At 39.7% G+C, this 15,100-nt stretch carries 12 protein-coding genes; 8 read left to right on the top strand and 4 right to left on the bottom strand.

Annotated elements, in window-relative coordinates; genetic code table 11:
- Nucleotide 1: 1 nt before the first annotated feature.
- Complete coding sequence (locus A994_RS10465; RefSeq protein ID WP_004031549.1) at nucleotides 2-898, bottom strand: hypothetical protein; 897 nt, start codon at nucleotides 896-898, stop codon at nucleotides 2-4.
- Between the two features lie 301 nt (nucleotides 899-1,199).
- Between A994_RS10465 and A994_RS10460 the strand changes: the two genes are divergently transcribed.
- The 4 genes from A994_RS10460 (at nucleotide 1,200) to A994_RS10445 (ending at nucleotide 3,572) form a co-directional block, all read left to right on the top strand.
- A complete protein-coding gene (locus A994_RS10460) occupies nucleotides 1,200-1,604 on the top strand; it encodes a class III signal peptide-containing protein (RefSeq protein WP_004031548.1) in 405 nt (134 codons plus the stop codon).
- 92 nt (nucleotides 1,605-1,696) lie between these two features.
- Nucleotides 1,697-1,930 carry a hypothetical protein gene (locus tag A994_RS10455; RefSeq protein ID WP_004031547.1) on the top strand — a complete coding sequence of 78 codons (234 nt, stop codon included), beginning with the start codon at nucleotides 1,697-1,699 and terminating at the stop codon, nucleotides 1,928-1,930.
- 102 nt (nucleotides 1,931-2,032) lie between these two features.
- Nucleotides 2,033-3,061, top strand: coding sequence for a M42 family metallopeptidase (locus A994_RS10450; RefSeq protein ID WP_004031546.1), 1,029 nt, complete (start codon nucleotides 2,033-2,035; stop codon nucleotides 3,059-3,061).
- A 301-nt stretch (nucleotides 3,062-3,362) separates the two neighbouring features.
- Nucleotides 3,363-3,572, top strand: coding sequence for a hypothetical protein (locus A994_RS10445; RefSeq protein WP_004031545.1), 210 nt, complete (start codon nucleotides 3,363-3,365; stop codon nucleotides 3,570-3,572).
- A 213-nt stretch (nucleotides 3,573-3,785) separates the two neighbouring features.
- Here the strand turns inward: A994_RS10445 and A994_RS10440 are convergent, their stop codons facing one another.
- From A994_RS10440 to uvrC, 3 genes are all read right to left on the bottom strand, one after another.
- Nucleotides 3,786-4,496 (bottom strand): ATPase domain-containing protein, encoded by a 711-nt coding sequence (locus A994_RS10440; protein ID WP_004031544.1) that lies wholly within the window; start codon nucleotides 4,494-4,496, stop codon nucleotides 3,786-3,788.
- 41 nt (nucleotides 4,497-4,537) lie between these two features.
- Nucleotides 4,538-5,815 carry a methanogen output domain 1-containing protein gene (locus A994_RS10435; RefSeq protein WP_004031543.1) on the bottom strand — a complete coding sequence of 426 codons (1,278 nt, stop codon included), beginning with the start codon at nucleotides 5,813-5,815 and terminating at the stop codon, nucleotides 4,538-4,540.
- A 110-nt stretch (nucleotides 5,816-5,925) separates the two neighbouring features.
- Complete coding sequence (gene uvrC, locus A994_RS10430; protein ID WP_004031542.1) at nucleotides 5,926-7,947, bottom strand: excinuclease ABC subunit UvrC; 2,022 nt, start codon at nucleotides 7,945-7,947, stop codon at nucleotides 5,926-5,928.
- A 236-nt stretch (nucleotides 7,948-8,183) separates the two neighbouring features.
- Here uvrC and uvrB point away from each other — a divergent pair, with 236 nt between their 5' ends.
- The 4 genes from uvrB to A994_RS10410 all read left to right on the top strand — a co-directional run bounded on the left by uvrB (nucleotide 8,184) and on the right by A994_RS10410 (nucleotide 15,069).
- Nucleotides 8,184-10,139, top strand: coding sequence for an excinuclease ABC subunit UvrB (gene uvrB, locus A994_RS10425; RefSeq protein ID WP_004031541.1), 1,956 nt, complete (start codon nucleotides 8,184-8,186; stop codon nucleotides 10,137-10,139).
- Nucleotides 10,139-13,072 (top strand): excinuclease ABC subunit UvrA, encoded by a 2,934-nt coding sequence (gene uvrA / locus A994_RS10420; RefSeq protein WP_004031540.1) that lies wholly within the window; start codon nucleotides 10,139-10,141, stop codon nucleotides 13,070-13,072. Before uvrB ends, uvrA begins: the two co-directional genes overlap by 1 nt.
- 574 nt (nucleotides 13,073-13,646) lie before the next feature.
- Nucleotides 13,647-14,543 carry a sensor histidine kinase gene (locus tag A994_RS10415; RefSeq protein ID WP_004031539.1) on the top strand — a complete coding sequence of 299 codons (897 nt, stop codon included), beginning with the start codon at nucleotides 13,647-13,649 and terminating at the stop codon, nucleotides 14,541-14,543.
- 76 nt (nucleotides 14,544-14,619) lie between these two features.
- Complete coding sequence (locus A994_RS10410) at nucleotides 14,620-15,069, top strand: response regulator (RefSeq protein WP_004031538.1); 450 nt, start codon at nucleotides 14,620-14,622, stop codon at nucleotides 15,067-15,069.
- Nucleotides 15,070-15,100: the final 31 nt, after the last annotated feature.

The following is a 15,100-nucleotide window of genomic DNA, read 5'->3' as shown; positions in this document are numbered from 1 at the left end:
ATCACTTAGTCCATGCATAAAACTGGAATCTGTAACTTTTGGGTAGTGCATTAGCAGCCGTTACTTCACTGGGTGAAGTTCCTTGGGGAACCCTAATCACATAAGCATCCATATCCGTAGTAGGGCCACTGGCAACCTTCTTTAAATATAAAATATTATTTTCTAGGTTTGTTCCATTTTTTAAATAACTTTCTGGTATAATCTTTGTCCAATTTGAATATTTATCATGACCTTTAAATTCATTTTCACTCATAACTTCATATTGATTGATATAAACTGATGTGGATGTTACTCCTCTATTGAAAATAAGGATGTAATAATCATAGACTTCCAGATCATATTGATTAGTGGAAAATGGGTTAGAACTATAATCTTTGGGTTTTCCAGTACCATGACCTGCATTCTTAATTGAAGTTAATACATCACTATCAAAAGGATTATAAAGAACATCTCTTTCTATTTTGACAACGTCTTTAGCATTTTCTTTAGGAGTTCCTGCACTAGTAAGGTTCCAGACAATAGTTCCAGTCGAATTTACTGGACTAAGGGTGATTAAAAACCCATACTGATCACCAAGCATGCTCTGTGTCTTAGTTTGCCCAATAGTACTTTTTAACATGGCCATCTTTTTAGTAGATAACGTATATTCTATTGGGTTTTTACTGACTGGATCATACTGAGCAACTCCCACAACATTTGTTTGTGAAGGATTGCTCTCCCAGTTATAAGGATCTCCAGATGTTTTCAAAAGAGTATTAACAGTATCTGCTGAAACACGTTCCAGCGAACTTCTATAAATGGTATCCTGAGTATCATACATAATATTGCCCATGTTGGCTGCCACTAATCCCAACATTATAGTAATTGGAATAAGAGCAAGTAATAAGTCAAGGGACAATGCAAACCCCCTCGAATCACTTTTTAATGACCTCAGAATATCAATCTCCTGTTAATATATAATATAGATAGTTTATTTTATATAATTCTATAATTATTAAGTTTTATGGTCTATTTAAGTATATAATTATGCAGAATAGTACTTTATCATTATAAATTACTACGATAAATGAGATAGACAAATTAATGCTGATAGAATTAGACATAATTAAATAATGTTAAGAAACAATTAAAGTATAAAAAGAAATTGAAAATTATGGTAAAAGAGTAAAGGATCATTAATATAAGAGGAATGGGTTATAATGGACGGAAAAGGGCAAATATCAGTGGAGCTGATCCTTATTTTAGCTTTCATCCTGCTGGTTGTACTTGTGGTCGCGTATTATGTTAGTGATCAAAGTGAACAAAACAGCATTGCAACTGCAACCCGGTTAGGAGCTACCAATGCCACAACCACAGCAGTAATTACAACCCCTGGGATGTTACCAGTTCAAGTTGAATCCATTCAGATGAGCGGAACACAAAACATCACTGTTCTCATTAATCTCAATTATAAAAATGATCCAATTCAAAACACTACTTTAACTGGTGTATATAATTCCCTTACTGCACAGGGATATTCCCCTCAAAAGAAGAGTGTGTCCAACATAATTCAAAACTTAACTCTGAACACGACCAGACACAATTATAACATCAAGTTAGCGTGAAATGAACTCTAAATAAAATTTGAACCGGAAATAAAAATTCATTATTTGAAAAACAGCACCAAACATTAAAAAAAAGATACAGAGGATTGCAAATGGATAAAGATATAAATGAAGATATAAAAATTAGCAAACCTGAATCTGCCAAACCCAAAAAAAAGAGAAATATTAATAAATGGGGCATCTATATTAGTATATGCTTTATCCTAATTGGTTTGGTATGGTACGGGGTGAATTTAGGAGTTATACCACTGACCTTCCTTCAGGAACAGGCAGGACCAATCGTTCTGGTCTTAATAGGAATTTTAATTCTGGTTAAATCATTTTAACCACATCAAATATATTTTCAGCACATATAACCTAGATTATTGTATTTCTAGATTAATTATATAATTGTTCACATTTTATTTTAAAATTGAGAGGTTAATACCATGAAACAGTTACTTGAAAAACTATCTAATGCATCTGGTGTATCTGGATTTGAAGATGAAGTTCGCAACCTCATGCTGGAAGAATTGAAAGGGCATGTGGATGACTTAGACGTGGATAATATGGGTAACCTTATCGCAACCAAGAATGGGAAACCCGACGGAAAGAAGGTCATGTTAGCCGCCCACATGGACGAAATAGGCCTTATGGTAAGGTACATTGATAAGGAAGGATTCATCAAGTTCTCCAAACTGGGAGGAATAAATGACCAGATGCTCCTTAACCAGGAAGTGTACATCCACAGTAATGGTGAGCAAATACTGGGTGTGGTAGGAAGTAAACCTCCTCACCGGATGAAAGCAGCTGAGAAGAAGAAACCAGTGCAGTATGAGAACATGTTCATTGATATTGGTGCTTCAGATAAGGAAGATGCCGAGGAAATGGTGAATGTAGGAGATCCAATCACCATTAAACAGAAATTTGCAGAACTTAAAAATGATCTGGTAATGGGAAATGCCATGGATAACCGGGTGGGCTGTGCAATCATGGTGGAAGTCATGAAAAGAGCCCGCAGCGATGCCACTATTTATGGAGTGGGAACTGTTCAGGAAGAAGTGGGTCTTAAAGGTGCCCGTACAGCAGCATATCGTATAAACCCTGACATGGCCCTGGCCCTGGATGTAACCATATCCGGTGACCACCCAGGCATGAAAGAAGAAGATGCCCCTGCCAAGGCAGGTAAAGGACCATGCATCATACTCACCGATGCCAGTGGAAGGGGGATCATCACCCATCCACAGGTTAAAGAGTTACTGATCCAGGTAGCAGAGGAAGAAGAAATACCATACCAGTTAGAAGTTAGTGAAGGCGGAACCACCGACGCTACTGCTATCCACCTAACCAGAGAAGGTATTCCCACTGGAGTAATATCCCCACCATCCAGATACATCCACACCCCGGTTAGTGTGGTAAATATTAATGACGTGGAAAATGCAGTTAAACTAATATTAGCAGTGCTTAATAGACTTTAAGTACTGTTTAACCTTCCTTTTATTTTTTTTAGTTTAAAACGGATTTACTTAAATATGATACTTTAAATTCTTCTGCTGTAAATTTTCCGGGTGTAAATTATCCTTCTATTAAATTTGCTGTAAATTCTGCCACTACAATTTCTCCTAATCAATAGAAAAACAGAAGATAATTTTCTTTATAATTAATAATTGAAAGATTTGAAGAACAATTAATATAAAATATTGAAAATAAAAAAAATGAATATTAATAAAATGAAGATTAATCAACGAGTATTATATAATATTCCAAGGGGCATTAATAATGAACAAAGTAATAGTGTTGATGATTGTTATTCTATTAATAATTGGAGCAGTGGCTTTGAACAAAATAATAAACTCACCAGAAACAGATAAGGCACAAAAAAGCCCAGAAAACACACAAGTAATCAACAATCAAGTTCAAAACAACTCAAACAACACCACGTCCACCAGCAAGCCAAACATACCAACAACCTATGTTGCACAAAAGTAGTATAATAGAATTACAGATTACCTGTACTTACGGCTGCAGGTAACTCTGGTTTCCTATTTCAATTTTTTAACTGTTTCTGAAAAAATAAATCGTGAACTTTTCTTATAATTTTTATGAAAAATTTATTCGTAGTTTATAGGAAATTTCTTTCTTGAAATCACATATTAGGAACGGAATATCATTAACTCCAATTGAGATTCCAAAACCCTATTTTTATTCTTTAATTTCCACTCCAGATACAATGTCAATACCATTAGCATTGATCTCATAAGTCATAAACTGAGTGGGTGTTTTGGTGCTCCTCATCTTAACCACATCCATAACACGCTCTCGGCGACCAGTGTAAGGATTTTCTCGTTTCATGAGTTTTATGGCACCATAAACAGAGAAAAGGGCAATTTCGTTGAATTCTCTCGAGGTTGCACTATCCAGGATGATAAGTGCAGTTATGTTACGCTCTTTCAATTCGTATACCAGAAGGTCGAAACGATCCCTGAATTCGTAGGGGGTGAGCTTTGCGGTGTAACTACCAATATTGTCAATTATTACTGTTTGGGTGTCTTCAGGAAGGTCTTTTAAGAATTTAGAGAAATTACCTTTCATTGCACCGACATCAATGCTGATCTCAGCCTCGGTCACCCTGGCCCTGATACCGGCTAATTCAATGAAACGTAAAAGACCACTGTCAGTAGCTGATTGAATATCCCATCCAAAGGTTTCTCCCTGGGTAAAAAGATCCTTAGAATCTTCTTCTGTAGTGATGTAAACCGTTTTATTATTCTGCTGGCAGCTGGTAAGGGCAAACTGTAAACCAAATATGGTTTTACCAGAACCAGCATCTCCAGTTATGAGTATTGTTTTCCCACGGGGAAGTCCACCTGTAAACTGGTCTATTCCGTTTATTCCTGTTTTGATTCGTTCCAAAGATTAAACCCCCAATAATAATATAATATGATTTTTTCAAGTTAAATACTACTATCCCATGAAATTATAAATTCAAAGGAGCATTTATTATCATCATCAAGCAGGCACTGGCTCTGTTCCACATGTCCATGGAGAGATGTCCAGGTGAAGCTACGTATAACAATGGCCCTGCAAATTAAGCAGAAGATTGGACTAACACTTTCTTCATTGGTCCAGGGACAGTTGGCAAAATTCAGATAACTTTTTCTCTTTTCAATGTCAGTATCCGTTACAATACCCATATTAGACATGAATTCACTGATCCAGGACAAGTAACACTGGAACAAGATTTTTTGATTGGTTTGAGAATCATCGCCTCTGTTAAGACATGTTTCCATTTCCGCCACAAAGAGGGGCTTCATGTTTTTCTCAAATCGATCCGCAAAACTACGGGCAATGTTATTCCTGATCTGCGGTGGGATATTAGATGCAAATACAGGCAGGGCACTGACCATGAAACTGGAAAGTTCTCCCCTGGCTTTATCCTTCAATAATTCTTCTCTTTCCTTTGCTTCCTTTCGACGCTGGGTTACATCACGGAAGACCAGGGCCACACCAATTATGCCACCATTTTCATCCTTGATTGGAGCACTGCTGTCATCAATAGGTATCTGTTCGCCTTTTTTATTGATCAAAAGTACTTGTGGTGGTAGATCAATTATGGCATCATTTTCAACCACCTTCACCACTGGATCATCAACTGGTTTACCAGTTTCTTCATGAATGATCTTAAAAATATCATTTAATGGTTGTCCAATGGCTTCAGCATGACTCCATCCAGTCAATTGACTAGCCACCGGGTTCATGAATTTAAGTTTGCCATTTTTATCAGTGGCTATAACTGCATCTCCAATACTTTCCAGGGTAGTGGATAACCATTTTTCACTCTCTTTGAGTTTACTTTCCATTTGGTGTTTGTAGAGGGCTACTTCTACTGCACTGTGAAGTTCCCGGTCTTCAAAAGGTTTGATTATGTAACCAAATGGTTCTGTGATTTTGGCTCTTTTCAAGGTTCTTTCATCAGAATAAGCAGTTAGATATACTACTGGAATGTCGTAATTATCCCTTACCTTCTGTGCTGCCTCAATACCATCCATTTCACCCTTGAGAACAATATCCATCAGCACCAGATCAGGCCGATTACTGGCCACATGTTCCAATGCTTCCTCTCCAGAGGGTGTTATGGCGGTAACTTCATACCCCAGACCTTCAGCCCGGTGTTTGATATCCATGGCCACAATACTCTCATCTTCAACAATCAAGATTTTAACTTCAGACATGCCATTCCCCATTCACAGATAAATACATTGTATCATTATCTATCATTATCTTTTGATTTGAACCTTATAAGATTTATTATAGGTTTACTAGTTAATCACATTTTAAATGTTCAATCCCGGGCATTATGAAGATGTGCATGTATTTCCCTGGCCAAATTATTATTTATACCTTTAACTTCAGCTATTTCACTAATGCTGGCATTTTTTATTGAGTTATTATCTCCAAAATGCCGTAACAGGTTCATTTTACGTTTGGGGCCTATACCTGGAATTTCATCCAGGGGAGAACTCTTAAGATTTTTGTCTCTGAGATTTTTATGGTATTTTACTGCAAAACGATGGGCTTCATCACGAACTCGCTGCAAAATGTGTAACGCTGGAGAGTTAGGGGGTAATATGAGTGGAATGGCAACTTCAGGTATGAAAACCTGTTCAAACTCTTTGGCCAAACCTATGATTCCCGTTTTTACACCCAGTGAATCTAAAACATCAATGGCAACATTTAACTGACCCCGCCCACCATCAACCACCACCAGATCTGGTGGTTTTTCATCTTTACTTACCATTTTTTCGTATCGTCTTGTTAGTACCTCTCTCATCATACCATAATCATCAGGCCCTGGTGTTTCCAGTTTATATTTTCTGTAATTATTTTTTGATGGTTTACCATCTTCAAAAACTACCATTGAGGCAACAGCCATTTGCCCGGAAAGATTGGATATGTCAAAGGCTTCTATGCGCCGAGGAATTCTGGGTATTTTAAGGTAGGTTTTCAGATCAAGCAATGCCCCCCTGGCCTGTTTATGGTGGTTTAAAATTATACTAGCATTTTTGGTTACCATTTGAACCAGACGTTGCTCTAATCCTTCATCAGGCACCCTTAATGATACTGCAAAATCATTAATAGCCTTATTTGGAATGTCATTACCAATCATAGAAGTATCCCTTTCGATCCCCTTTTCACCATTCCTATATTCCACATTAATAACATTAATTTCAGGATCAGGACTATGAGAGTTATCTAAACTTCCAGAGTTATGGGAGTTGTCTAAATCTCTAGGACTAAGAGAGTTACCTAAACTTCCCGATTTATGGGAGTTGTCTAATTCTCCATGTTTAAGAGAGTTATCTAAATCTCCAATATCATCGGCAAGGATTTTGTCAGACAGCCATTTTTCAATAAGTTCCTTGTCCTTAATCATAACTGGTAGAAGAATTTCTGAAGGTACCTGGCGGGGGCCAGAATAGTACTGTTTGATAAATGCTGCTAAAATTTCTTGGGATGTGTTTTCCTGAGCTCCTTCCATTAGGAAGTCCTCTTTTCCCATGATTTTACCATTCATCACCCTGAAAACAACCACTACCACAACTTCCCCATCATTAGATGATGCTATAACATCCTGGTCCAGGCTACGGTTGAATTCCATCTTCTGTTTCTCCATAACCTCCCCTAAAGAGAATAACTGATCCCGTATAACCCCTGCTTTTTCATAGTTATGAGTACCTGCTGCCTGTTCCATTTCTTCCTGTAGGAGGTCCATAACCTCTTTTTGCCGGCCCTCCAGGAATAGTTTAACCTTTTCCACGTTTTCATGGTAGTCTTCCCGGGTGACCTGCCCGTTGCAGGGTGCAGGGCACAGATCAATCTGATAGTTCAGGCAGGGACCATCCATACGTTTACAATCCCTGAGCTGGAATACTGGTTTCAGGAGTTTTAAAAGACTCCGGACTGATGTGACATCGGTAAATGGCCCGTAGTAATGGGAACCATCCTCACGGATATTACGGGTGATTAGTAAACGGGGATAGTCCTCTGAGGTTATCTGTAAATAGGGATAACGTTTATCATCCTTGAGGCGTATGTTGTAACGGGGTAAATGTTTCTTAATCAGGTTAGATTCTAGAATAAGAGCTTCTTTTTCTGTATCGGTCACCAGGTAATCCATGTGGTGGAAGTGGCTCATTAAAACCCGGGTTTTGGGATCTTCCAGTTCTTCTTTAAAGTAACTTTTAACCCTTTTTTTAAGAGATTTTGCCTTTCCCACGTACAAAATCTCATCATTAACATCTTTCAGGAGATATACACCGGGTTTTTCAGGTAAATCATTGGGGTTGCTAATTGTGGCTGACAAAACAAATCCTCTTTAATAATCTTACCTTATATTAAAAAAATTTGATTCAGTAAACAATGTGGTAACTAAAAAATATTCATATAATACAATTACGATTTACGAACAGTTCGCTGATCAGTGACTTATATATAACATTGTTGGGAAAAGATAGTATAATAATGTATGGCAAATAATATAATCTATTTTTAGATTTAAGATTAATTAATATTTTGTTTTTCACATGAGAGGATTGATAAATGAGAAAATTTGAACTTGTATCAAATTATAAGGCATTAGGCGATCAGCCAAAGGCTATTAAATCTTTATCTGATGGAATAAACAGGGAAATGAATCATCAGACCCTTCTAGGAGTTACTGGTTCTGGTAAGACTTTCACCATGGCCAATGTAATCAAAGAAGTTCAAAAACCTACCCTGGTAATATCACACAATAAAACACTGGCTGCTCAACTCTACGAAGAGTTCAAAGAACTGTTCCCCAACAACGCAGTTGAATACTTCGTCAGTTACTATGATTACTACCAGCCCGAGGCCTATGTGCCCCAAAGCGATACTTACATTGATAAAGAGTCATCAATCAATGAAGAAATTGATATGATGAGGCACAGTACCACCCAATCTCTTCTTAGTCGGGATGATGTAATCGTGGTCTCCAGTGTATCCTGTATCTATGGTATTGGTGCACCAGAGGATTACGGAAACCTGGTACTCCAGCTTGAAATGGGTCAGAAGATAGAAAGGGAAGAAATAATCTCTAAACTGGTTGAAATGCAGTACGAACGGAATGATATTGATTTCAGCCGGGGCAAATTCAGAGTAAGGGGAGATGTGGTGGAGATCTTCCCAGCACAGGGAAAAACAGCAATCAGAGTGGAACTTTTCGGTGATGAAGTGGATGGCCTGTCCTTCATTGACCATGTAAGAGGCAGTGTAAATCGCCAGATGGACAAAATAGTAGTTTTTCCAGCAAAACACTTTGTAACCTCACCCGAAAAAATGAACAATGCCCTGAAAAAAATTGAAGATGAACTGGAAGACAGACTCCGCGTTTTAGAGGCAGAAAATAAACTGGTGGAAGCTCAACGCTTAGAACAACGCACCAGATTCGATCTGGAAATGTTAAAAGAAATGGGGTACTGTCAGGGAATTGAAAACTACAGTATGCATATTTCCGGGCGAAAATGGGGAGAAACCCCCTACAGTTTATTGCGTTACTTCCCAGATGACTATTTAACCATCATCGATGAATCCCACGTGACTGTGCCACAGATCAGGGGGATGTACGCTGGTGACCGGGCACGTAAGGATGTTCTGGTTGATTATGGGTTTCGACTGCCATCTGCCCGTGAAAACAGACCCCTGAACTTCGAAGAGTTCCAGAGTCTCCAGAACCAGGTGATATATGTATCAGCCACCCCTGCTCAGTACGAGTTAAACCTATCAGAACAAGTGGTGGAGCAAATTATCCGACCCACTGGCCTGGTGGATCCGGAAATAATGCTTCAACCGGTCCAGGGACAGGTTGATCACCTGCTGGGCCAGATCCGGGAAAAAACTGAAAAAGATCAGAGGGTCCTGGTGACTACCCTAACTAAACGCATGGCCGAAGACCTTACAGATTACTATGCCCGGGCTGGTGTTAAGGTACGCTATCTACACTCGGAGATCAGCACCCTGGAAAGGATTGACATCATCGATGACCTGCGCAGAGGAGAATTCCACTGCCTGGTGGGAGTAAACCTGCTCAGGGAAGGTTTGGACTTACCCGAAGTGGGCCTGGTAGGTATTCTGGATGCAGATAAGGAAGGATTCCTCCGCTCCCAGCCAGCACTTATCCAGACCATTGGACGGGCTGCACGTAACGTGGAAGGTCAGGTGATTATTTACGCAGATAAAATTACTGATTCGGTTCGTAATGCAGTTGATATAACCAACCATCGGCGAGAATTGCAGTTAAAGTACAATAAAGATCATAACATAACCCCCAGAAGCACAGAAAGGACTTTGAAAGAGAAAACACAAGTTAAAGACGTTATTATGCGTGACGATGTGGAAAAAATGCCCAAAGATGAGCTGCGTCTATTAATTAAGGACTTGAAAGAGGAAATGAAAAAGGCAGCTACTCGCCTTGACTTTGAAGAGGCCGCCAGTATCCGGGATAAAATATTGATTCTTGAAGGAGTTTCAGACTGATGAATAATAAGAAAGAAATTATTTTAATTAAAGGAGCCAGGGAGCACAATCTCAAAAACATTGACCTGGAGATTCCCAGAGACAAGTTCGTGGTAATCACCGGATTGAGTGGTTCTGGAAAGTCTTCCCTGGCATTTGACACCATCTATGCCGAAGGACAGAGACGTTACGTTGAATCCCTTTCTGCCTATGCCCGGCAGTTTTTGGGGCAGATGAAGAAGCCAGAAGTGGATTATATCGAAGGATTATCCCCTGCCATATCCATTGACCAGAAAACCACCCGTATGAACCCCCGTTCCACAGTAGGAACTGTTACCGAAATATATGATTACCTTAGACTTTTATTTGCACGTATCGGGACTCCCCATTGTCACCAGTGTGGCCAACCCATCAGCCAGCAAACTGCGGGCCAGATCGTGGACCATATCCTGCAAAAAGAGGAAGGCACCAAGATACAGATACTCTCACCCCTGGTAAGAGACCGGAAGGGAGAACACCAGAAAGTCTTTGAAGACCTACGCCGCAAGGGATTTGTGAGGGTACGAGTTGATGGAGAAGTTCACAACCTGGATGAGGATTTCCAGCTGGAGAAAAACTTCAAACACAGCATAGAAGTAGTGGTAGATCGGCTAGTTATCCGCTACGATCGTGATTTTGAAAGTAGACTGGCAGATTCTGTGGAAACTGCCCTGGAACTAGGTGAGGGTCTTCTAATTACAGTTTACGGTACTGGTGAAGATGCCACTGAGAAAATATACAGCGAACACTTTGCCTGCACTGACTGTGGAATTAACTTTGAGGAGATCAGTCCCAGAATGTTCTCCTTCAACAACCCCCACGGAGCCTGTCCAGAATGTAATGGACTGGGAAGTAAACTGGAAATCGATGCCGATCTGGTGGTACCAGACCCTGCACTATCCTTAAATGAGGGAGCTATCTTGCCCTGGAGTAAATCCAAACACCGTGACAACTACTACGGGCAGATGTTAAAGGCAGTGGCTGATCATTACGGTTTCAGCATGGACACACCATTCCAGGACTTACCCCAGAAATACCAGGATATCATCCTATACGGTTCACCAGATAAGATCGAATTCGAGTTCCAGAGAAAAAACCGCCTCCACCGTGTTCACCGCTACTTTGAGGGAGTGGTAAAACGGATGGAACGTATCTTCATGGAAACCAAGTCCAATTACATGCGCAGTTACATGGGCCACTTTATGAGTGATCGTAAATGTCCTGCCTGTAACGGGACCCGCCTGCGGCCTGAAAGCCGTAGTGTGACTGTGGGGGGCAAATCCATAACCCATGTAGTTGAGATGCCCATTAAAAATTCATACGATTTCTTTGAATCCCTTGAGTTATCTGAAAGGGAACAGTTCATTGGACATGAAGTCTTGAAGGAAATAAAAGAACGATTAAAGTTTTTAAAAGACGTGGGACTTGATTACATCACCCTGGCCAGATCTTCAGGTAGTTTATCCGGTGGAGAAGCACAACGAATACGCCTGGCCACACAAATAGGTTCGGGACTGGTGGGTGTGCTGTACATTCTGGATGAGCCCAGCATTGGCTTGCACCAGCGGGACAACCACCGGCTCATTGAAACCCTTAAAAAACTTAGGGATATTGGAAACACCCTCATTGTAGTGGAACACGATGAAGACACCATACTACACGCAGATTACGTGGTGGATATTGGTCCCGGAGCAGGTGAACACGGTGGCTGGATCACCGCCACTGGAACTCCCCAGGAAATAATGGAAAACCCGGACTCCATAACCGGCCAGTATCTCTCCAGGTTGGAAACCATACCCCTACCACCTAAACGGACTCCGCCCAATGGCAACTATTTAACTGTTAAGGGTGCCAGGGAACATAACCTGCAGAATATCAACGTGGAATTCCCCATGGGCGTGTTTACATGTATTACAGGGGTTTCAGGATCCGGTAAAAGTACCCTGATTAACGATGTATTATACAAGGGACTTTACGGAACACTTAACCATAAACACATGAATCCAGGTAAACATGATTCCATAACTGGCATAGAACATGTGAACAAGGTAATTATAATTGACCAGTCCCCTATTGGCCGTACTCCGCGTTCAAACCCTGCCACCTATACTGGGGTTTTCACTTACATCCGGGAGATATTCGCCCAGACACCCACCGCCAAGAAAAGGGGTTACAAACCAGGAAGGTTCAGTTTCAATGTTAAAGGTGGAAGATGTGAGGCCTGTACCGGTGATGGTATCATAAAAATAGAAATGCACTTTTTAGCAGATGTTTATGTTCCATGTGAGGTTTGTAAAGGTAAAAGGTACAATAAGGAAACCCTGGAAGTTCGTTACAAGGGTAAAAATATCTCAGAAGTTCTGGACATGACTGTTGAGGAAGCACTGGAGTTCTTTGAGAATATTCCCCGTATCAAGAAGAAACTGCAGACCCTGGATGATGTGGGTTTAAGTTACATTAAACTGGGACAACCAGCCACCACCCTATCAGGAGGAGAAGCCCAGAGAGTGAAACTGGCCAAGGAATTGAGCCGTCAAAGCACCGGCCGTACCCTGTACATACTGGATGAGCCCACCACTGGACTGCACTTTGCCGATATCCGGAAGTTACTGGAAGTACTGGGAAGGCTGCGCGATGGTGGAAACACAGTAATAGTCATTGAGCACAATCTGGATGTTATAAAAACCGCAGACCATATCATCGACCTGGGACCAGAAGGTGGAGATGGTGGGGGAATGGTGGTTGCCCAGGGAACACCAGAAGAAATTGCTGCCAGTGGATCTTACACTGGAGAATTTTTAAAAGAAGTTTTGAGTGATGGAGAAAATCTGAACAAGAAAAAGGAACCATTAAGTCAGAGTATAAAGTCAGATAAAGAAATTGACAAATCCAGTACCAAAACCCGTGGCAAATAGTCACTAAAAACATGTTGCGTGCGTCAATTCTTCCCCCATCCACATTATTTTTTTTACTTCCAAACCATTTCTTTTTTTTATTTAAATTTTAATTGTTTATTTAATCAAATGATTAAAATCAATGATTAACCAATATAACTGATAATATTTCATTAAATTTTATAAATACTATTTTCTATAAGTTTTCATAAAAATAACGTAAAATCCTATTCCAAACTAATAGTAAATTTTAATATTCCTAAACTGTAATTATCTAAAATTCCAATATTTGTAAAATTCCAATATCCAAGACTAATTATAAACTACATATTCCGGACTAATTAATAAATTCCAGTTATTCTAGACTAATTATTTGATTCAATTATCCAGACTAAATTTTGTAATTCACTATTTTATTAATTCCATTCTAAAAATAAGGCTACCAACCTAATCTTTTAGAACGTTAATCAAATTATTGTGATACTAATCCCCAAGTTGGGTGGAATATTTATAAAGTTGTGAATAGAGGGGTAAATTACAAGTATAATAATGAACATAAATCATTTAATAATTTAATAAAAAAAGGAGGTAAAATATGGTCTTTAACCCAGTGTTAATCTCATTTATATATGCCCTAGAACCTGTTTACAACGTTTTGAATGTTCCTCCCAATGAAGATTACTTCCTTTTATTAATGCTTATTATTGTAGTGGTTCTGGTGGCTATTCTCGCCGAAAGGATTGAAAAGGTAAGAAAACTCAATGAATTAAACCAGAAATTAAAGGTTCAAACTGATAAACTGGAAGATGCCAACCAGGAATTGGAGGCATTTGCATATTCCGTATCACATGACTTGAGAGTTCCATTAAGAGCCATTGATGGTTTTTCACGGATATTGGTGGAGGATTATGAGGATAAACTGGATGAAGAGGGAGTAAGGCTCCTGAACATTGTAAGGGATAATACCTCTAAAATGGGACACCTTATTGATGACATTCTCCTCCTATCCAGAGCCAGCCGTCAGGAGATGAAACTCAATGAACTGGACATGGCAGCCCTGGCAAAGAGTGTTTATAATGAATTCCAGACAGATGTAGAAGGGCGAAACATTCAATTCTCTGTGGGCAACCTCCCTCCTGCCTATGCCGACCGGGCCATGATGGGACAGGTATTTCAAAACCTCATTGGTAATTCCATCAAATTCACACGCAACCAGGACCCGGCTATAATTGAGGTGGGCAGTAAATTAGATGATAAAGAAGTCATTTACTACGTCAAGGACAATGGAGCTGGTTTTGATATGAAATACATTAACAAACTCTTTGGGCTCTTTCAAAGGCTGCACAGTCCTGAAGAATTTGAGGGAACTGGGGTTGGGCTTTCCATTGTTCAAAGGGTTGTAAGACGGCACGGTGGACGTGTTTGGGGTGAAGGATCCGTGGATGGTGGTGCAACCATTTATTTCACCCTACCCAAAGATAAGCCTAAATAAGATTATTTAGAAAAGATTTTAATGAACTCATAAAATAACAGCAATAATAGATTAACGACCCAAGGAAGGTGTATTAATGGATTTTGAAGAGGCTGATATTTTACTGGTGGAAGATAATCCCACCGATGCCGAACTCACCATGAGGGCACTTAAAAGGAAAAATCTGGCCAATCAAGTAGTTTGGGTGAAAGATGGAGCGGAAGCTCTGGAATTCATATTTGCCACAGGACAGTTTGCCCATAGAGATGTTGAAAACTTTCCAAAGCTCATATTATTGGATTTGAGAATGCCGAAAGTGGATGGGCTGGAAGTTTTACAGAAAATCAAAGCAGATGAACGAACCAACCGCATACCCGTGGTTGTTCTAACTTCATCCCAGGAAGACCGGGATATAGTGGAAAGTTACAAGTTAGGAGTAAATAGCTACGTCAGTAAACCAGTGGAATTCGATGATTTCATTGAAGCAGTATCCACCCTCGGATTTTACTGGATGCTCATTAACAATCCCCCTAATTCATTGGAATAATCACATATTCAGGGATATAATCACTTATTCA

Origin of the sequence: Methanobacterium formicicum DSM 3637 (genome assembly GCF_000302455.1) — an archaeon.
Lineage (GTDB): Archaea > Methanobacteriota > Methanobacteria > Methanobacteriales > Methanobacteriaceae > Methanobacterium > Methanobacterium formicicum_A.
Note: the sequence above shows the minus strand (reverse complement) of the source record. Positions and strands in the feature narration are given on the sequence as shown.